General features: G+C 63.9%; 17 protein-coding genes. 7 read left to right on the top strand and 10 right to left on the bottom strand.

Translation table 11 applies throughout. The features are described from left to right. Nucleotides 1–19: 19 nt before the first annotated feature. The gene (locus tag JEQ47_RS11160; RefSeq protein ID WP_198876473.1) at nt 20–1471 is read right to left on the bottom strand and encodes an alpha/beta hydrolase family protein; all 1452 of its coding nucleotides are present in this window, start codon (nt 1469–1471) and stop codon (nt 20–22) included. A 119-nt stretch (nt 1472–1590) separates the two neighbouring features. On the opposite strand from JEQ47_RS11160, the gene JEQ47_RS11155 reads away from it, so the two are divergent. Both JEQ47_RS11155 and JEQ47_RS11150 read left to right on the top strand, forming a co-directional pair. Next, complete coding sequence (locus tag JEQ47_RS11155) at nt 1591–2211, top strand: TetR family transcriptional regulator (RefSeq protein ID WP_328768806.1); 621 nt, start codon at nt 1591–1593, stop codon at nt 2209–2211. 78 nt (nt 2212–2289) lie between these two features. Beyond that, entirely contained in the window at nt 2290–2901 is a 612-nt protein-coding gene (locus JEQ47_RS11150) for a hypothetical protein (protein ID WP_198876471.1), read from the top strand. Nucleotides 2902–3056: 155 nt separating this feature from the next. Here JEQ47_RS11150 and JEQ47_RS11145 read toward each other — a convergent pair whose 3' ends face one another. Next, on the bottom strand, nt 3057–3254 hold the full coding sequence (locus JEQ47_RS11145; protein ID WP_198876470.1) for a hypothetical protein: 198 nt from the start codon (nt 3252–3254) through the stop codon (nt 3057–3059). Nucleotides 3255–3336: 82 nt separating this feature from the next. Here JEQ47_RS11145 and JEQ47_RS11140 point away from each other — a divergent pair, with 82 nt between their 5' ends. Beyond that, the gene (locus JEQ47_RS11140; RefSeq protein ID WP_198876469.1) at nt 3337–5214 is read left to right on the top strand and encodes a bifunctional sugar phosphate isomerase/epimerase/4-hydroxyphenylpyruvate dioxygenase family protein; all 1878 of its coding nucleotides are present in this window, start codon (nt 3337–3339) and stop codon (nt 5212–5214) included. A 54-nt stretch (nt 5215–5268) separates the two neighbouring features. Here JEQ47_RS11140 and JEQ47_RS11135 read toward each other — a convergent pair whose 3' ends face one another. Further along, nucleotides 5269–5550 carry a PilZ domain-containing protein gene (locus tag JEQ47_RS11135; RefSeq protein WP_236020782.1) on the bottom strand — a complete coding sequence of 94 codons (282 nt, stop codon included), beginning with the start codon at nt 5548–5550 and terminating at the stop codon, nt 5269–5271. Nucleotides 5551–5728: 178 nt separating this feature from the next. Between JEQ47_RS11135 and JEQ47_RS11130 the strand changes: the two genes are divergently transcribed. From JEQ47_RS11130 to JEQ47_RS11115, 4 genes are all read left to right on the top strand, one after another. Next, complete coding sequence (locus JEQ47_RS11130) at nt 5729–5908, top strand: hypothetical protein (protein ID WP_198876468.1); 180 nt, start codon at nt 5729–5731, stop codon at nt 5906–5908. Nucleotides 5909–5975: 67 nt separating this feature from the next. Then, entirely contained in the window at nt 5976–6644 is a 669-nt protein-coding gene (locus JEQ47_RS11125) for a response regulator transcription factor (protein ID WP_198876467.1), read from the top strand. Between the two features lie 83 nt (nt 6645–6727). Further along, nucleotides 6728–9223 carry a sensor histidine kinase gene (locus tag JEQ47_RS11120; RefSeq protein WP_236020781.1) on the top strand — a complete coding sequence of 832 codons (2496 nt, stop codon included), beginning with the start codon at nt 6728–6730 and terminating at the stop codon, nt 9221–9223. Between the two features lie 225 nt (nt 9224–9448). Beyond that, nucleotides 9449–9622, top strand: a complete 174-nt coding sequence (locus tag JEQ47_RS11115) for a hypothetical protein (RefSeq protein WP_198876466.1) — start codon at nt 9449–9451, stop codon at nt 9620–9622. 356 nt (nt 9623–9978) lie between these two features. Here JEQ47_RS11115 and JEQ47_RS11110 read toward each other — a convergent pair whose 3' ends face one another. The 7 genes from JEQ47_RS11110 to JEQ47_RS11080 all read right to left on the bottom strand — a co-directional run bounded on the left by JEQ47_RS11110 (nt 9979) and on the right by JEQ47_RS11080 (nt 18191). Further along, entirely contained in the window at nt 9979–11526 is a 1548-nt protein-coding gene (locus tag JEQ47_RS11110; protein ID WP_198876465.1) for a tripartite tricarboxylate transporter permease, read from the bottom strand. Further along, nucleotides 11526–12023 (bottom strand): tripartite tricarboxylate transporter TctB family protein, encoded by a 498-nt coding sequence (locus JEQ47_RS11105; protein ID WP_198876464.1) that lies wholly within the window; start codon nt 12021–12023, stop codon nt 11526–11528. Before JEQ47_RS11105 ends, JEQ47_RS11110 begins: the two co-directional genes overlap by 1 nt. Next, on the bottom strand, nt 12020–12964 hold the full coding sequence (locus tag JEQ47_RS11100; RefSeq protein ID WP_198876463.1) for a Bug family tripartite tricarboxylate transporter substrate binding protein: 945 nt from the start codon (nt 12962–12964) through the stop codon (nt 12020–12022). The genes JEQ47_RS11105 and JEQ47_RS11100 overlap by 4 nt, the downstream gene beginning before the upstream one ends. A gap of 96 nt (nt 12965–13060) precedes the next feature. Beyond that, complete coding sequence (locus tag JEQ47_RS11095) at nt 13061–14707, bottom strand: MGH1-like glycoside hydrolase domain-containing protein (RefSeq protein WP_198876462.1); 1647 nt, start codon at nt 14705–14707, stop codon at nt 13061–13063. Beyond that, nucleotides 14704–15765 (bottom strand): ABC transporter ATP-binding protein, encoded by a 1062-nt coding sequence (locus JEQ47_RS11090; RefSeq protein WP_198876461.1) that lies wholly within the window; start codon nt 15763–15765, stop codon nt 14704–14706. The genes JEQ47_RS11095 and JEQ47_RS11090 overlap by 4 nt, the downstream gene beginning before the upstream one ends. A 175-nt stretch (nt 15766–15940) precedes the next feature. After that, nucleotides 15941–16822, bottom strand: coding sequence for a carbohydrate ABC transporter permease (locus tag JEQ47_RS11085; protein ID WP_407931785.1), 882 nt, complete (start codon nt 16820–16822; stop codon nt 15941–15943). A 475-nt stretch (nt 16823–17297) separates the two neighbouring features. Beyond that, nucleotides 17298–18191, bottom strand: a complete 894-nt coding sequence (locus JEQ47_RS11080; protein ID WP_198876459.1) for a carbohydrate ABC transporter permease — start codon at nt 18189–18191, stop codon at nt 17298–17300. Nucleotides 18192–18285: the final 94 nt, after the last annotated feature.

The raw sequence follows: 18285 nt of genomic DNA, 5'->3' as shown, positions 1-18285 counted from the left end.
TGCCGCGACTTCGAATGCGTCAATGAGGCCAGAGGGCTCCACCCATTCCGGCTATCCGGGAGATCACGTCAACTTCGGGAAACTGCTCCCAGCAGGCGAGGAGCAGGTCACTACTCTCGCCTTTGAGATAACGGTCGAAGAAGGCGGTGCTGAAGGCGTTGATGGCGTGGTGTCCGCGCCGCCAGTCGATCGATCCGGTCAGGCCCAGCCCCTTTGCCAGAGGCTCGCTCAGGGTAAACGGCAGGTCGGTGAAGTTCAGGTGGAAGGTTCCGGGGATGCTGACGATATAGCCATCGGTGCGGGAGCCCTCCAGCGCCGCGTGCATGCTGGTCTGGTGGAGACCGATCTGCGCCTCCGTCCACCGCTCGGCTCGCATGCTGTCGGCGTCCCGGCTGAGCCACATGGTAGGCTGGTCAACGCCGTCGGCAATCACATCGGCCGGGACGAAGACATCTTCGATGAGGCATGCGGCGATGCGGTCGTCCTGGCGGCAGGCTTCGGCGGCCACGAGCCCGCCCAGGGACACGCCGAACACCCCGACCCTGGCAGTGTCGATCCGCCCGGTGAGAACGCTGCGTGGATCGTGGGCATCAAGCATCATGATCTGGTCCAGCGCGAAGGATACGTCGCCTGCGAGATAGTTGAAAATGGCCTCGCCAAAGCCGGGCTCGGCAAAGAAGCGGGGTATGTTCATCAGCGTGGCGTCGTGCGGCATCCGCCGTCCGTCGGGAAACACCACCGCGCGGGCAGCCCCGGGATGGTCGATTGCCGCGACCACATAGCCATGCGAGACCAGTTCCTCGACCTGAAACATGTTGTGCTGCCGATAGCCGTTGGCCCCCGGCGAGAAGATCAGCAGGGGAAACCGCTCCAGCCCCGCCGCCATCGGCGCCGCGCGGAGAGCATGTGTCTCGACCAGCGTCAGGTGGTCGAGGAAAAAGCCCGGCAGCCGGACATTGCCCAGGCCGCCGCCGAAGTCGAGAGCATGCGGGATATAGGGTTCGCGCTCGCCAGTCGCCGCTTTCGCAACGGGATACCACACCTGCACCATCAGTTCGCGCGGGGCATTCCTGTTCACCCAGTCGGACCGACCGGGATCGACAAAATGGTAGGTCAGCGAGCCACTGGCATAGGGTCCTGACGGGTCGGGGAGCTGGAACATGGGGACCGCATTGGGCAGCAGCCACGCCACCAGCAAGACGGCGCCCGATGCGATCGAGAACGGCCGAGACCAGCGCCAGCGTGACGCCGGCCACGTGTGCAGGACAATACCCAAACCCAGCAGCAGGCAGAGACCGTAAGCAGGGACCATCTGCCAGCGATAGCCTTCCAACAGAAGATGCAGGAGCAGAAAGGCAGTCGCGAACGCTGCGCCGGTGATGAGCACTGTCGGCTGTCGCAGGCGCGAGACAACGAGGGCCAGGACCATGAAAAGGGTGTCTAGGAGCAGCAGGGTCTCGATGGGTCTCACGCGCTTTGCTTTCGGGTCGTCGCCACCACGTCAGCGGCGTTGCAAGGGAAACGCGAATATGTGAGGCTTTCCTCATATTTGATATTCGCATTCCGGACCGCGCCCGGATGGACCGGCAAGTGACTGAAAACTATCGAAAATTGCCCCGACAAAAACGGTCACAGGCGACTGTCGAGGCGATCCTGACCGGGGCGGCTCAGATTCTGGCCGAGCGTGGATATGAGCGCATGACCACCGCCGCGGTCGCCGAGCGGGCCGGCGTCAGTATCGGATCCCTCTATCAGTATTTTCCAGATAAGGTCGCGTTGGCCTCGGCGGTCCTCGATCACTCCAGCGACGGCTTCGCGGCGTCGTTCGAGGCGAAACTGGAGCTCGGCCCGGCCACGAGCCTGCTGGCGAGCATCGACGCCATGATCGCCTTCGCCCGCAGCGCCCATAAGGACGCGCCCGCCCAGCACCGGGCGCTTGACGAACTGGCCGCCCGGCTGGGGCGCACCGGCAAGACGCGGGAGATCAGCGCCAGGATCGCGGCGATGATTGAAGCGCGGCTGGCTCTGCACGCCGAGGAAATCGCAGCCGACATCCCATTGTCCGCAGCGGCGGCGCTGATCCAGATCGTGCTCGAAAGCGTCACCCATCGGGCGCTGGAAAACCATCCGGTGGGAAGCGAGACCGGGATGATGGAGCAAAGCCGCCGCATGATCCTGGCCTATCTGCGGCACCCCGAAACGATCACCTGACCGGCGCATGGACGCGCAGAAACCCCGCCCGGCCAAATGGCTTGCGCTTTCGCCGAACCCAAACCGGGGTTCACGGGTATGGTCGATGTGCTTTCAGCTGGCAACTCGGCTCACTTGGCATTTGTCTTTCAGCGTCTACTTTCGAAGCTTGAGGCGACATCATCCGCAATACACATAGGGCTTGCTCACGTTGTGGCAAGGAATGCCACAGTTGCCTGCAGGACCGAACTTCACGAGGCCATCTATAGCCAGCTCGAAACACTACTGGGGCATGTAGATCAATACCTCAGCAATTTTCCCGATTGGCGCGCCTATCAGCAGGATGCGATTGACGATGAAGTTTCCGATGCAATGGCTGCGGAACTCGCGGATATCGCCAAGGCAATCGTGGAGAGGGGCAAGGAATTGTCCAGTCTGCTGACCGATGAAGCAGTCCTTGCTATCGCTGATGTCTCGACCATGGGTGGCGACAGGGGCGTGACCGAGAAGCACAGCATTGTTAGCACTTTGCTCAACTTTGGGACTGCAGGAAGCAGCCTCGTGTTCGGGCTCGCCAAGGCGGCGATAGCAGGGATTGCCGTTGCCTCGTTAACAGGCCTGCTTATTTGGGTGACAGAGTTGCTGGCTACCGTTCCTCAATTCGCGTGGCTGCGCCCCGTTGCCGACCAACTAAAAAACCTCCCCTTTTAACCGTTGGCTCTGGTGCAGCTACGGCGTATGTTTTGATGACAGCCGGGAATTCGCCGGTCCGGCTCGGAGGCTGTTCGCAGCGTCTGCCACGGGGAAAGTGGCGTACCCCCACGGCGGTCATATCACCCCGAATAGCTCATAGAAGTTGGTGTCCGCTAGGTCCGCGCGCCGGACAATGCCGGCCGTAATGCACCGCCGGCTGCCATCAGGGCCTGCGCCTTGGCCCTGAAGTCGAGTCGGATGAAGGGCTTGCTCAGGCGCTGGCCAGGAACATCGAACACGTAGAGGATGTCGCCGGTGCGAAGGTCGCGAACCACGGCGCGCTGCTTGGCCAGCCGCTTGGCTGCCTGCAACGTGGTCCCTCCCCCTCATTGACCCCACCCCCTCCTCCCTGTACTTTGTACGAACTAGTTAGTTTGCACAAAGATCGGCGCCATGAAGACCTCCATAGCCACCGTGTCCATCAGCGGGGATTTGCGCGAGAAGCTGGAAGCTATCGCGGCGGCGGGGTTTGATGGGGTCGAGATTTTTGAAAACGATTTTCTGGCGTTTGACCGGAGCCCGGCCGAGGTTCGGCGGATGGCGGAGGATCTGGGGCTGGAGATCACGCTGTTCCAGCCGTTCCGGGATTTCGAGGGCCTGCCCGAGCCGCAGCGGAGCGCGGCTTTTGATCGGGCGGAACGAAAATTCGACCTGATGGAGGAACTGGGCGCGCCGCTGATGCTGGTGTGTTCGAGCGTGGCGCCGGCGGCGCTAGGCGGGATCGACCGGGCGGCGGCGGATTTTCGGGAGCTGGGGGAGCGGGCGGGCAAGCGCGGCCTCAAGGTGGGGTTCGAGGCACTGGCCTGGGGGCGGCATGTCAATGACCATCGCGACGCCTGGGAAGTGGTGCGGCGGGCCGACCACGCCAGTGTGGGCCTGATCCTCGACAGCTTTCACAGCCTGTCGCGAAAGATCAATCCGGACACGATCCGCGCCATTCCCGGCGACAAGATTTTCATCGTGCAACTGGCCGATGCGCCCGCGCTCGACATGGATCTGCTCTATTGGAGCCGGCACTTTCGCAACATGCCGGGCGAAGGCGACCTGCCTGTGGTGGAGTTTGCGCGGGCGGTGGCGGCGACCGGCTATGCGGGTCCGCTGTCGCTCGAAATCTTCAACGACCAGTTTCGATCAGGTTCGCCGCGCACCATTGCGCTCGATGGGCACCGGTCGCTGATTTACCTCATGGACCAGGTGCGCGAGGCCGAGCCGGAAGTGGCGCCAAGGGTCCCTGCCCTGCCGCCACGCGTCCCGGTGAAGGGGGTCAGTTTCGTGGAATTCACCGCCGACGAGACCGAGGCGGACACGCTGCGGGGCATGCTGGGGCAATTGGGTTTTGCGCGGACGGGGCGGCACCGGACCAAGAGCGTCGAGCGGTTCAGCCAGGGCGCGATCAATATCATCATCAATACCGAGCGCGAGGGGCTGGCGCATGCCGCCTATCTCACCCATGGCACATCGGCCTATGCCATGGGCCTGCTCGTGGAAGACGCGGCGGCGACGCTGGAGCGCGCCAAGGCGCTGGGGGCGCAGAATTTTGCGCAGCGCGTGGGGCCGGGGGAGCTCTCGATCCCGGCGGTGCGCGGCGTGGGCGGCGGGGTGATCTATTTCCTCGACGATCACTCGGACCTCGCCAGCGTGTGGGACGTGGAATTTGCGCCCGAGCCGGGCACGGCCAGGGCGGATGCCGCGCTTGTCGGCTTCGACCACGTGGCGCAGACCATGAACTACGAGGAAATGCTGACCTGGATCCTGTTCTACCGGTCGATCTTCGTGGTCGATAAAGGGCCGATGGTGGATGTGGTCGATCCGTCAGGGCTGGTGCGCAGCCAGGTGATTGCCAACGGCGAGGGGTCGCTGCGGCTGACGCTCAACGGGGCGGAAAGCCGGCGGACGCTGGCGGGGCATTTCATCGCCGAGACGTTCGGGTCGAGCGTGCAGCATATCGCGTTTTCGAGCGCCGACATTTTTGCGACGGCGCGGGCGCTCAAGGCCAATGGGCTGAAATCGCTGGAGATTTCGCGGAACTACTATGACGACCTGGCGGCGCGGCTGGGGCTCGACGCTGACATGATCGGCAAGCTGGCCGAGCACAATATCCTCTATGACCGCGATGCGGGCGGAGAATTCTTCCAGCTCTATACGCCCAATTTCGGGGAAGGGTTCTTCTTCGAAGTGGTGCAGCGGGTGGGGACTTATGCCGGCTATGGCGCGGTCAATGCGCCCTTTCGCATTGCGGCGCAGAAGCGCTCGATCCGGCCGGCAGTGTAGGCTTTTGGTCGCGTTTCCGAACCACAAAACCGTTACCACTTTTGCTGGAAACGCTCAGGCGGACTGATATTCGACGCCCATTTCCTTGAGGGCACGCCAGGCGACGCGGCAGGGCTGCGGGCGGTGGCCGGGCACGACGAGCTCGAAGCGATCGGGGATGCCGGTGACCTTGGCGACTTCGAGCTTGGCGCCGCTGTCGGAGACGTTGCGCACCACGCAGGGGACCTTGGTGAAGCCGAAGGCGATGGTCGCCTCGATGCAGGTATTGCGGCGGGGGGCGATACGGCGCTCCAGCAGCAGCAGCGAGGTGACGGAGGAATTGGCGAGGGGCGGCATGCTTTGTCTTTTTATGGAGGCTTGGAGGGAGCCTAAGAGGCCGGCCTTGCAGGGCGCTTAAGCCAATCGGCGCAATGCAATCCATCCGCCGGGGCGCGGGCGTAAACCATGCGAAGAGAAGCCGGCAGACAGGCACGGGAGGCTCCGTTAAGGTTTTGTCAACCATACGGAGGCAGCCATGCGCGTACCCAATGCCGGACAGGACCTGATGGAACGCCGCATCGTGCGCGAGGGCAAGGCGATCGCCGCGCGGATGCTGGCCGATTATGTCGATCCGCCGGATTATTCGGTGATGGGCCTGGCACGGCAGGTCGGCCTCTGGGTCGAGCAATTGCGCGGATATGCGCGCTCGCTTTAGGACCTAGACGCAATTCCAATTCCCATTTCTCCCCGCCTTGCTTAGGGTCTCCCCCCGAGGAGGACGCATGCGCATTTTGCTGGTGGAGGACAATGAGGACCTGGGCGAGGCCATCGAAAAGCGCCTGCGCACGGCCGGCCATTCGGTGGAATGGGTCAAGGATGGGGACGACGTGGTGCCCGCGGCCGAGGCGGAGCCGTTCGATGCGGTGGCGCTCGACCTGATGCTGCCCAATCGCGACGGCATCGGGCTGATCGCGGAACTGCGCAAGCGCAAGTTCAACGCGCCGATCCTTGTCATCACCGCACGCTCGGAAATCGACGACAAAGTGAGCCTGCTCGACCTCGGGGCAGATGACTATCTGGTCAAACCCTTCGATTTGCGCGAGCTGGAGGCCCGGCTGCGGGCGCTGCTGCGGCGTACCGGCGGGCAGGCATCGAGCACGGTGGGGGTCGGCAATCTCGAACTCGATCTGGCCGGGCTCAACGCGGCCGTGGATGGCAAGGCGCTGGAACTCGGGCGGCGCGAATTCCGGCTCCTGGAAATCCTCGTTGCCCATGAGGGCAAGGTGGTGGCCAAGGAGCGGCTGATGAACCAGTTGTTCAATTTTGACGAGACGGTCTCGGTCAATGCGCTGGAGCTGCATATCTCGCGGCTGCGCAAGAAGCTCGAGGCGGCGAATGTGGAAATCGGCACGGTACGCGGGGTCGGGTATGTGGTGCGGGTGCGTGAGTAGATGATCCGCATCTTCAGCACCCGTCAGGTCACCCCACCCTCATTCCCTCCCCCTCAAGGGGAGGGAGGCGCAGGAGCACGACTTTGGCGATCACTCCGACAGATGCCGGCCTGATGCCTGCCCGCGTTGCAAAACCCTTCTCTATCCGCCGCCGCATTTTTGCGCTGGCGCTGGCGCTGCTTTTGGCGGCGTCTGTGGTGTTGATCATCTTCATCCGCGACTATGCGGAGCGCGCCTCGGACCGCGCCTTTGATCGATTGCTGGCGGCTTCGGCGCTGACCATTGCCGGGGCGGTGCAGGTGGAGAACGAGGCGGTGGTGGTGGAAATCCCGTTCGCCGCCTTTGCCATGTTTTCGGGCCAGGACCGGGTGTTTTACGCCGTGGAAGACCCCGACGCCTCGACGGTGACGGGCTATGAGGACCTGGCGGCGCAGGTGGGAGAGACCGTCTCGGCCGAGCCGCGCTTTGCCGACATGACCTATCGCGGCGAGACGGTGCGGGTGGCCAGCGTCGGGCGGCTGATTTCCACCGCGAGCGACACCGGCTGGGTGACGATCCATGTGGCGGAAACGCAGAACCAGCGCGAGGCGCTGAGCAATGAAATCCTCTCCAATGCGGTGCTCCCGGTGATTGCGCTGACGCTGCTAGCAGTGGGGCTCGTCTGGTTCGGGATTTCGCGCATGTTCGCGCCGCTAACGGAACTCGAGCATGAACTGCGCGCCCGCGCGCCGGACGACCTGTCGCCGATCACCGTGCCGGTGCCGGAGGAGGTCGATCATCTGGTGGCGGCGCTCAACGGCTTCATGGCGCGCCTGCGCAACGCCATGGAACGGGTGAGCGGCCTAGTGGCGGAAGCGGCGCATGAAGTGCGCACGCCGCTGGCCTCGCTCAGGGCGCAGGCCGAAGTGGCCATGGACGAGCAGGACCCGGAAGCGCTGCGCAAGCGGGTCGGCCGCATCCATACCGGGGCGGTACAGGCCAGCCAGCTTGTGAGCCAGCTCCTTATGGAAGCGACGATTTCGCATCGCATGGAAAACCAGGAAGTCGAGACCACGACGCTGGGCGCCGTGGTTGCTGAGGTGGCGCAGCGGCTCGACCCGGACCAGGCGCTGCGGCTCAGCGTATCGATCACGGACGAGGCCGCCGTGGCGCCGCTGCGCGCCGACCGCGTCGCTTTGCGCGAGATGATGCGGAATGTGGTGGACAATGCGCTGGTCTATTCCGACGGCCCGGTCGACATTTCAGGGCGGGTGGACAAAGGGAGCCTCGTGGTGGAGGTCAGCGACCGGGGGCCGGGCATCGATGATGCGGAAAAGCCAGAAGTGCTGGAGCGTTTTCGCCGCGGCAAGGCCAGCGCGGGCAAGGTGGGGTCGGGCCTTGGCCTCTCCATCGTTGCTCGCGTAGCGGAGGCCCATGGCGGCACGCTCGAGCTTCGCGACCGCGATGGCGGAGGCCTGACCGTAGCCATAACCCTGCCCCTGCCCCGCCGCGCCATGGGCTCCCCTGCCCTGGCGACGCTGGTCATGGCAATGATGACGGTGCCCGCCTTGGTGCTGATGCCAGCGCCCGCCGACGCGGCGACAACGCTCTATCCGGCGCGCGATGGATCGTCGGCGACGGTGCTCAACATCCTCGGCGTCACTGATACGCCGCTGTTCGCGCATTTCGTCGAGGCGTTCCAGACGCGGAACGCTGACGTTACCGTTGTATACGAAGAAACGGACTCGCGGCCGCTTTACGAGCGCATCCTGGCCGATGACTTCGAGACCCCGCCCGACCTGGTGATCAGCTCGGCCTCCGACCTGCAGCTCAAGCTCGCCAATGACGGCTATGCGCTGGCCTATGACAGCCCCTACCTCCCCGCCTTGCCCGACTGGGCGCATTGGCGCAACGAGGTGTTCGGCTTCACCTTCGAACCGGCTGTGATCATCTACAACCGGGAGCTGATCGGTGACGACGAGGTGCCGCGCACCCACCTGACGCTGGCGGAAATGCTGGAAACCCAGACCGAGCGGTTCCGCGGCAAGATTGCCACCTATGACATCGGCGTCTCGGGCGTCGGCTATCTGCTGGCGGCACAGGACCAGACCATTTCGTCAACCTTCTGGCGGCTGGCCAGCGCCTTCGGGCGCGTCAATGCGCGGTTCTCGGGGTCGAGCCCGGCCATTCTCAACGGGGTGGCCGAAGGCAGCCTGGCGCTGGGCTATAATGTGTTGGGCTCCTATGCCTTTGCCCGACAGGCCGAAGGCGCGCCGATCGAGATCGTCGTGCCTGACGACTACGTGCTGGTGTTGACGCGGAGCATGCTGATCCCGAGGGATGCGCCCAATGCAGAGCTCGCCAAGGCTTTTGTGGACTTCGCGCTGTCGCCGGAGGGCCAGGCCGTGGCCTCGGGGCCGACGGCGCTCGGCTCGGTGGTGCCCGACGGGTCGGGTCCATGGACCAGCGAAGCCATTGCGGCACGGGGACGTGGCGTGATCCAGCCCATCCCACTGGGACCGGGCCTGCTGGTGGCGCTCGACACGCTGCGGCGGCAGCGCTTCCTCGATACCTGGCAGGAAATCGTTTCGCCGAAGTAAGTCACCCCCTCCCTAGCTTCGCTACGGCGCGTTGCGCCTAGCGCCGCTACCCTTCCCTCTGAGGGGGAGGGTAGGAAGGAGCGGATGGATCTCCGACCTTTTAGATATTCCCCCAGTGCATGGCTGGAGTGACCAATCGAGCCCTACCGATGCGGCGGGGCAAGGCGCATCTATTGGTCATGGAAACGAACCGGATCGTCCGGGTTCGATAGGAAGGATTGGAAAATGAGCACCCCGCGCAAGAACAAGTTCTTTGCGACCCTCGACACTTTCGTCACCGTCTTCGGCAGCGCTGCTGCTGTGTCGGCGGCCGTTGAAGGGGGCCGGGCGCCCAAGGCCAAGCACCTCGACAACCTGGGCATCGACCCGGTCGCATTCCGCAACATCGGCAAGATCTAAGCTCCGCCCGGGTGCGCTGAATCTCTGACAGCACACACCCAAGCGTCGCAGCGTGGACAGGGCGCATGAGCCCAGGCCCCTCCCTACCGAGGCCCGCGCGCCCAATGCCGATATGACAAAGCCCGGTTACCAGTCTCTGGTAGCCGGGCTTTTGTTTGCGTACTGTTCTGCGCCTTGATGGCCAGAATTTCCTTTTCTTCGTCATTGCCCGGCTTGTCCGGGCAATCCATTGCGCGGTGGCATGGACCACCCGGTCAAGCCGGGTGGTGACGATGGGGGCAGCGGCGGAGCTCTTACTGAGATCTCAGGTGGACCCCGGCTCGAAGCCGGGGTGACAGGTCGGTGTGAGGCCAGCCTCAATCCTCATCTGTTGCCAGTTGCCCCAACATGGCGCCCTTGCCGCGCAGGCGCAGGTAGAGCGGCAGCGCCAGGGCGATGAAGGCGACCACATAGAGCGCAATGGCGATGGGCGAGGAGACCAGGATGTTGAGATCGCCCTGGCTGATGGCCAATGCGCGGCGCAACTGCTGCTCGGCCATAGGCCCGAGGATCAGGCCGACGACGACCGGCGCAATCGGGTAGCCGAAGCGCCGCAGCAGATAGCCGAGGACGCCGAAAGCCAGGAGCAGCACCAGTTCGAAGGAAATCCGCACCGGGCCGACGCCCATGGACATGGCGCCATTTGCTCCCAGGGTGCCAAGGGTGGCGAAGGTGAGGATGCCGGCATAGAGCCAGGGTTTCGGGATGGTCAGCAGTTTCACCCACAGGCCGATCAGCGGCAAGTTGAGCACCAGCAGCATGAAATTGGCCACGAGCAGGCTGGCAATCAGCGCCCAGACCAGCGAAGCATTGTTGGTGAAGAGCAGCGGGCCGGGCTGGAGGCCGAACTGCTGGAAACCGGCCAGCATGATGGCGGCGGTGGCGGTGGTCGGCAGACCGAGGGTCAGAAGCGGCACGAGGGTGCCAGCGGCGGACGCATTGTTGGCCGCTTCCGGGCCGGCGACGCCCTCGATGGCGCCATTGCCGAACTCTTCGGGCTTTTTGGTGAAGCTCTTTTCGGCACTGTAGGAGAGGAAGCTCGCCACATCGGCGCCGCCAGCCGGCATGGCGCCGATGGGGAAGCCGATAAAGGTGCCGCGCAGCCAGGCGGCCCAGGAACGCTTCCAGTCCTCGATAGTCATCCAGACCGAACCCTTGACGGCGATCACCTCGGCATTGACCTGGTCGCGATCGGACGCGGTCTTGAGGGTTTCGCCGATGGCAAAAAGCGCCACGGCCATGGTGGTGACCTCGATGCCGTCGAGCAGGTCCATGACACCGAAGGCCAGACGGGTCTGGCCGGTCTGAAGGTCAATGCCGATAAGGCCGAGACCAAGGCCGATGAACAGGGCCGTGAGGCCGCGCAGGGCCGAGTCGCCGAAGGCCGCCGAGACGGTGATGAAGGCGAGGACCATGAGCGCGAAATAATCGGCCGGGCCGAATGACAGCGCGAACTTCACCACCGTGGGCGCGACAAAGGCGAGGCCGAGGGTGGCGATGAGGCCGGCGACGAAGGAGCCGATGGCGGCGGTGGCAAGGGCCGGGCCGCCCCTGCCCTTTCGGGCCATCTTGTTGCCCTCCAGCGCGGTGACGATAGAGGCGCTTTCACCTGGCGTGTTGAGCAGAATGGACGTGGTCGAGCCGCCATACATGCCGCCATAATAAATGCCGGCAAACATGATCAGCGAACCGGCCGGATCGAGCTTGTAGGTGACGGGCAGCAAGAGCGCCACGGTCAGCGCCGGGCCGATGCCGGGCAGCACGCCGACGGCGGTACCCAGGGTCACGCCGATCAGCGCATAGATGAGATTGTGCACCTGCAGGGCCGCGATCAGCCCCTGTGCGAGAAGACCCCAAGTGTCCATCAAAAGCTCCCCGTGGTGAGGAGGCGCTCAAGCGGGCCGGCGGGAAGCGAAAGCTGCAGCCCCTTGGCGAAGAGGAACCAGACGACGAAGCAGAAGACGACGCCGATGGGAATGGTCTGCCAGAGCGGACCGCGGCCGAAGGCCTTGGCCGTGAAGGCGAAAAGCACGCCGGTGGCGATGGAGAAGCCAGCGGTCGAGAGCAGCAAAATCTGCGCGACGAGGCCGCCGATGATCCAGGCGATGGGGCCGTAATCGTCTTTGCTGCGGGCGGGGAAGCCGTTGCGCAGGGCGGAAATGGCGGTGCCCACGGCCAGCAGCGCAAGGCCGGTGGCAATCACATAGGGAAACACGGTAGGACCGACGCGCGCCTGGATTGGGGGGACGCGCATCTGACTGGTCTGCCAGAAGATGATCGCGGCGAGGCCGGCCAGGATAACGGCGATGACAAGCGCCGCCCCATCGGGGCGACGCTCGCGGCTGGAGGAGCCAGGTGTCATTGGACGAGGCCGATGTCTTTCAGGATGGACTCGGTCGCCGTGATGTCGGCGTCGAGCTGGGCATCAAAGGCCTCGCCATCAAGATAGGTGTCGACCCAGCCCTTGGTTTCGAGCGCGGTCTGCCAGGTGGCGGACTCGGCCATGGCCTTCACATCAGCGGTGATGGCTGCCTTCTGCTCGTCGGTGATGCCGGGAGCGGCGGCGACCATGCGCCAGTTCTGCACGGCAACATCGACGCCGGCTTCCTGGAGGGTCGGGGCATCGAAGCCATCGACGCGGGTATCGGTCGAGACGGCCAGGAGACGCAGTTCGCCCGCCTGGATCTGCGAGGCGAATTCGCTGATGCCGGAAATGCCCACGGTCACCTGGCCACCCAGAATGGCGGCAAGGGCTTCGCCACCGCCCGAATAGGCGATGTAGTTGACCTGGGTCGGATCGACGCCGATGGCCTTGGCGATGAGGCCGGCCGTGATGTGGTCGACGCCACCGGCCGAACCACCGGCCCAGGCGACGGCGCCGGTGTCTTCCTTGAGCTTGGCCACGAGGTCATCAATGGTCTGGATGTCCGACGCGGCCGGCACGACGATGCCGACGGCCTCACCGGTGAGGCGGGCGATGGGGGTGACGTTGTCGAGAGTGACGGGCGACATGTTGGTGAGGATGGCGCCGACCATCACATAGCCGCCGACGATCAGGGCGTCGGGATTGGCGTTTTCCTGGGTGGCGAACTGGGCGAGACCGATGGTGCCGCCGGCGCCGGGAACGTTGGTCACCTGTACATTGCCGGAAATGCCTTCACCCTGGAGGGCTTCCTGCATGGTGCGGGCCGTCTGGTCCCAGCCGCCGCCGGGGGCAGCGGGCGCCATGATGGTGTAGTCCGCAGCGAAAACGGGGGTCGAAAGGGCGCCGGTCACCAGCGCCGCGAGAAGCAGCTTGTTCATAGATCCTCCCTGAACAAAACGCGGATGTCGTTGCATCCGTGCGCCGGAGCTTAGGCACGCTCCCTGTCACCGTCCTGTCAGAGGAGGCTACGCCTGTTAACCGTGGCTCGGCAAGACCATCCCCGGAGCGACGACCAGCTCGGGGCCGCCTGCCCCGAGACGCCAGCGCTGGTTGGGTGCGACCTCGATGGGGAAGGGGCGGCCGTCCCACTCGATTTCGCCGGTCACGATGCGGCTGGTGACGCCGATGACCTCACGGAGCGCGCCGTTGCGATCGGTGACGACGCGGAGGCCGGCGGGGAAGCGGCCGAGCAGGTTGCAGTTGCGATAGACCTCGCTGCTCTCAAGGCCGTTGAGCAGTTCGAACTCGGTGCCGTCGACGCGGCGGGCATAGGCAGTTTCCCAAAGTTCGTAGCGGTGGGTGGCGGGCTTGGGCAGGAGGCCGGTGAACCAGAGCGTGCCATCGGGGCGCGGCAGAATGCCGGAAAGGCGCTCGACAAAATCGAGAAGGCAGAGAATCGAGGGCGAGTATTTTTCGGTGAAGCCCGCCTCGCCCGAGAAGGGACTCAGGGTCTGCGGGAAACGGTCGGCAGCGAAGAGCGCCGACAGCGCGGGCTGCATGATCCAGGTCAGCTCGGTGTGGTGGCCGTGATGCTCGAAGGCTTGCGGCGTGCGGATGAGGGTCAGGAAATTGCTGGGCCCGTCCCAACTGTTCTGGCCGAAGGTCGGGTCGAAGCGCGGATCGTCGAGCGCGATCGAGGTCAGCGGGAACTTGGCGAAGAATTTCCGCGTGTTGAGCAAGTAGCGGTCCAGCGCCTCGGCAAAACTGTCGGCATCGCCGATCTCGCAGGCAAGGACGCGCAGGAGATTGTCGGACTGGATGCGGACCATGCGGCCATGGCGGTCGCGGTCGTAGAAGAAGGCGTCGTCGGGGTCGTAGCACTGCTCGAAGAGCGCCTTGCGACTGGCTTCGGCCTTGAGGCGCCAGGCATTGCCGTCGCCACCGAGATGATCGGCAATGGCGCCGAGATAATCGCGCTGGCAGGCGACATTGGCGGTGAGATCGGGGGCAATGAAGGGCAAGGTGGGATTGTCGGGATCGTAGCGCGTCGGGTCGTTGCCGAAGGGGCTGTCGGGCACGTGCCAGAAGCGGGACGAGAGATCGTGCCCGGTATCGTAGGTGGAAAAGGCTTCGACGGCACCTGACCCGAGCGTGTTGCGATAGCGCGCCAGCCAGCCGTCATAGCGGGCCATGGCGCCGAACATGTGGCTCAACCAGTCGGTATCGAGCTGGTTGAGGCGGAAGTGGTTCCAGACCGAGCGGGCGAGCGGGGTGACAAGCTGGATCTGGTTGAAGGCTGGACCCTGCGGGGTGACCTTGTAGGGAAAGAGGCCATCCGCTCGCTGATAGCGGGCGAAGGCGGAATAGGTTGCCGTGGTGATCGAGGGCAGGAAGCGGCTCAGGAGCTCTGCATTGATGGTGCCGGTGCTTTCGAGCCAGCACCCATGATAGATGCCGCCCTCGTGGAGGATCGGCACCTCGTCGGCGGAGGGAGCGACGCAGTCGAAGAGTTCGCGGACGGCATCGTAGTAGCGATTAGTCAGGCGCTCGGAGCTGGAGGCGAAGCGGACGCCGGAGCGTTGCCATTCTGCGAGCAGGGCCGCGTCGGCCGGCTTGGCCAGTGGCCCGACCTTGCCGGCGACATCGGTGTTTCGCAGAGCTTCGAGCAGCGTGTGGTTCAAGCTTTTGCCTCGATGCGGTTTCCAGCCGCGTCAAACAGATGCGCGTCATTGGCCTTGAAGCCGAGCCTGACCTTGTCGCCGCGCTTGAACTGGGCATTGCCCGGCGCCTGGGCCAGCAGGTTGTGTCCGTCGGCCAGGTCGACATAGACGAAGATTTCGCTGCCCAGATATTCGACCAAGGTGATGGTGCCGTCCATGGCAATGTCGCCCGAGCCGTCGAGCGCCAGGTGCTCGGGGCGAATGCCGACGGTGACGGCGCCGTCGGCGGCCACGCGCGTGGGGAGCCTGCCGATGCCGGAGAGGTCGATCCCCTGCCCCGTGGCCTGACCCGTGAGCAGGTTCATCTTGGGCGAGCCGATGAAGCTGGCGACAAAGAGATTGCGCGGGTGGTTGTAGAGTTCGTAGGGCGTGCCGACCTGTTCGAGATTGCCCTTGTTGAGCACGGCAATGCGCGTGGCCATGGTCATGGCTTCAGTCTGGTCGTGGGTGACGTAGATCATGGTCGTGCCGAGCCGGTTGTAGAGGCTGGCGAGCTCGACGCGCATCTGGACGCGCAGTTCGGCATCGAGATTGGAAAGCGGCTCGTCGAAGAGGAAGAGCTGCGGCTCGCGGACGATGGCGCGGCCAATGGCGACGCGCTGCTTCTGACCGCCCGAGAGCTGGCGCGGCTTGCGTTCGAGCAGTTCCTCGATGCGGAGGATACGCGCGGCATCGGCGACGCGGCGGGCGATCTCGTCCTTGGGCATGCGCAAGTTGGAGAGGCCGAAGGCGAGGTTCTTGCGCACCGTCATATGCGGATAGAGCGCATAGGACTGGAACACCATGGAGAGGTTGCGCTGGCTGGCCGGCAGGTCGTTGACCACGCGATCGCCGATGGAGACGGTGCCGTCGGTTATGTCCTCCAGCCCAGCAATCATGCGCAGCAGCGTGGACTTGCCGCAGCCGGACGGGCCGACCAGCACCAGGAACTCGCCCGACTGCACCTCCAGGTCGATGCCGTGGATGACCTCGAAACCGGAATAGGCCTTGCGGACTTCGGAAAGGGTAACGGATGCCATGTCTACTCCGGTCGAACTGTCGTTTGCATTGGGCACGGTGCGCCCTCTCTCCCTCTGGAGGAGAGGGGTAGGGTGAGGGGGCCTTTCTGCAAGCACGGTGGCAAAGGCCCCCTCACCCGGCGCTGCGCGCCGACCTCTCCCCCAGAGGGAGAGGTGAAGAATTGCGTCCCGCTGCTCATTTCAACCCGCTCATTGCAATCCCGCGGATGATGAGGCGCTGGAAGATGATGAAAAACAGCAGGATGGGCAGGATGGAGAGGATCGACATGGCGAACATGGGGCCATACTGGCTGACGCCGTCGGTACTGATGAAACTGCGGAGCGCCAGGGGGACGGTATAGTCCTGCATGTCGTTGAGATAGACGAGCGGCCCCAGGAAATCCTCCCAGGTCCAGATGAAGGAAAAGATCGCCGCCGTGGCCATGGCCGGTAGCGACAGCGGCATGATGATGGCCCAATAGATTTTGAAGGGCGAGCAGCCGTCGATCATGGCGGCCTCGTCGAGTTCACGCGGCAATTGCCGGAAGAACTGGATCATCAGGAAGATGAAGAAGGCGTCGCCGGCAAGGAAGCGCGGCACGATCAGCGGCAGGTAGGTATCGACCCAACCGAGGTTGAGGAAGAGGATGTACTGCGGGATGAGCACCACATGGTAGGGGATCATCAGCGTCATCATCATCAGCGCGAACCAGATGGTCTTGCCAGAAAATTCGAGCCGCGCAAAGGCATAGGCGGCGAAGGAGCAGGAGATGACATTGCCGATCACCGAGAGCACGGTGACGACGGTGGAATTCCAGAAGAAGGTGGTGAAGCTGACCGGCAAGGCGTTCCAGCCTTCCCAGTAGTTCTGCCATTCGAAGGTGCTCGGCCATAGGCTGAGACTGCCGAAGATCTGGTTGTCGGGCTTGAACGAGGCCGAGAGCATCCAGAGCAGCGGATAGACCATGATCAGCGACGTCAGGATCAGGAAGACGTGCTTGAGAAGGCCAGCGCGCTTGGCGCGGCGGGCTCGTTCCTCGCGATAGGCGCGGGCGATTTCGGCGGTGGTGGCGGGCATGGCGGTGGCGGTCATTGTCTTGCCTCGAGAACCCCCACCCAGCCTCCCCCTAAAACAGGGGGAGGGGCGGAACTGATTTCTTGGGTAATGTCGCGGACGAAATTGTCATGGTTCCTGCGCCTCCCTCCCCTTGAGGGGGAGGGACCGAGGGTGGGGTGACACAGCGCATATTGAGTGTGGGGTTGGAATTCACCCCACCCAGCTTTGCTACGGCCTGACGGCCTAGCGTCGCTACCCTCCCCCTCAAGGGGAGGGAGGCGAAGAAACACTGGCTCACAGTCCAGCCCAGTCAATTTCACTCCACCCAGCTTTGCCTGGCGGCCTAGCGTCGCTACCTGGCCACTCGGCATAGCCTCGTGGCCTTGTTCGCTCAAATCGCTCCACTGGAGCGATTTGACCCTGCGGGCCGCTCTCAAGCCCCTCAAGGGGGAGGGATGCACAGGAGCCGACGTTTCAGGGATCGTTCGCATCATCTTCACCCCCTCTCGTTTTCGTAGTGGACCCAATATTTGCTGGTCCAGAAGGCGATGGCGGTGAAGAGGGCGATGATCAGCAGCAGCACCCAGGCGAGGGCCGAGGCGTAGCCCATGCGCAGGAAGCTGAAGGCTTCGTTGTAGAGATAGACGGTGAAGAACAGCAGGCTGTCGAGCGGCGCCCCTGCCCCGCCGGAAATGATGAAGGCGCCCGAGAAACTCTTGAAGGCCTCGATCATCTGCAGGACGAGATTGAAGAAGATGACCGGTGCGAGCAGCGGCACCGTGATGGCGAAGAACTTCTTGATCGGACCGGCGGCATCGATCTCGGCGGCCTCGTAGAGTTCCTGCGGAATGGCGCGAAGGCCGGCGAGGAAGATCAGCATGGGCGAGCCGAACTGCCAAATGGCCAGGACAATCAGCGTCCAGAGCGAATATTTTGGATCGGCCAGCCAATAGGGTCCGTCGAGACCGACGAGGCGCAGGATGGAGTTGATGACGCCGTCATAGTTGAAAAGCTGCCGCCAGAGGATGGCCACGGCGATGGAGCCGCCGAGGATCGATGGCAGATAAAACAGGGCGCGATACCAGCCGATGGCGCGAATGCCCTTGTCGAGCGCCATCGCGACGCCAAGCGCAAAGATGAGCTTCAGCGGCACGGAAATCACCACGAAGGTGAAGGTGACCTGCATGGCCTTCCAGAAGCGCTGATCGAACTGGAACATGTAGAAATAGTTGTCGAGCCCGATCCACTGGGGTGGGCGGACGACATTGTATTTGGTGAAGCTGAGATAGAGCGAGGCCAGTATCGGCCCGATGGCCAGGAGGAAAAACCCGATGAGCCACGGCGAGAGAAAGGCATAGCCGGCAAAGTTGCGGCGGAAGAATTTTTGCACGCGTGGCTCCAGTCTCAGTCCAAATGGATACCGGGATGCAGCACCTGTCGTGACCAGCGACAGGTGCCGCTTCTGCCCGGGGAGTTATCCGCCG

Origin of the sequence: Devosia sediminis (genome assembly GCF_016411825.1) — a bacterium.
GTDB lineage: Bacteria > Pseudomonadota > Alphaproteobacteria > Rhizobiales > Devosiaceae > Devosia > Devosia sediminis.
This window is presented reverse-complemented; position numbering and strand designations above follow the sequence as displayed.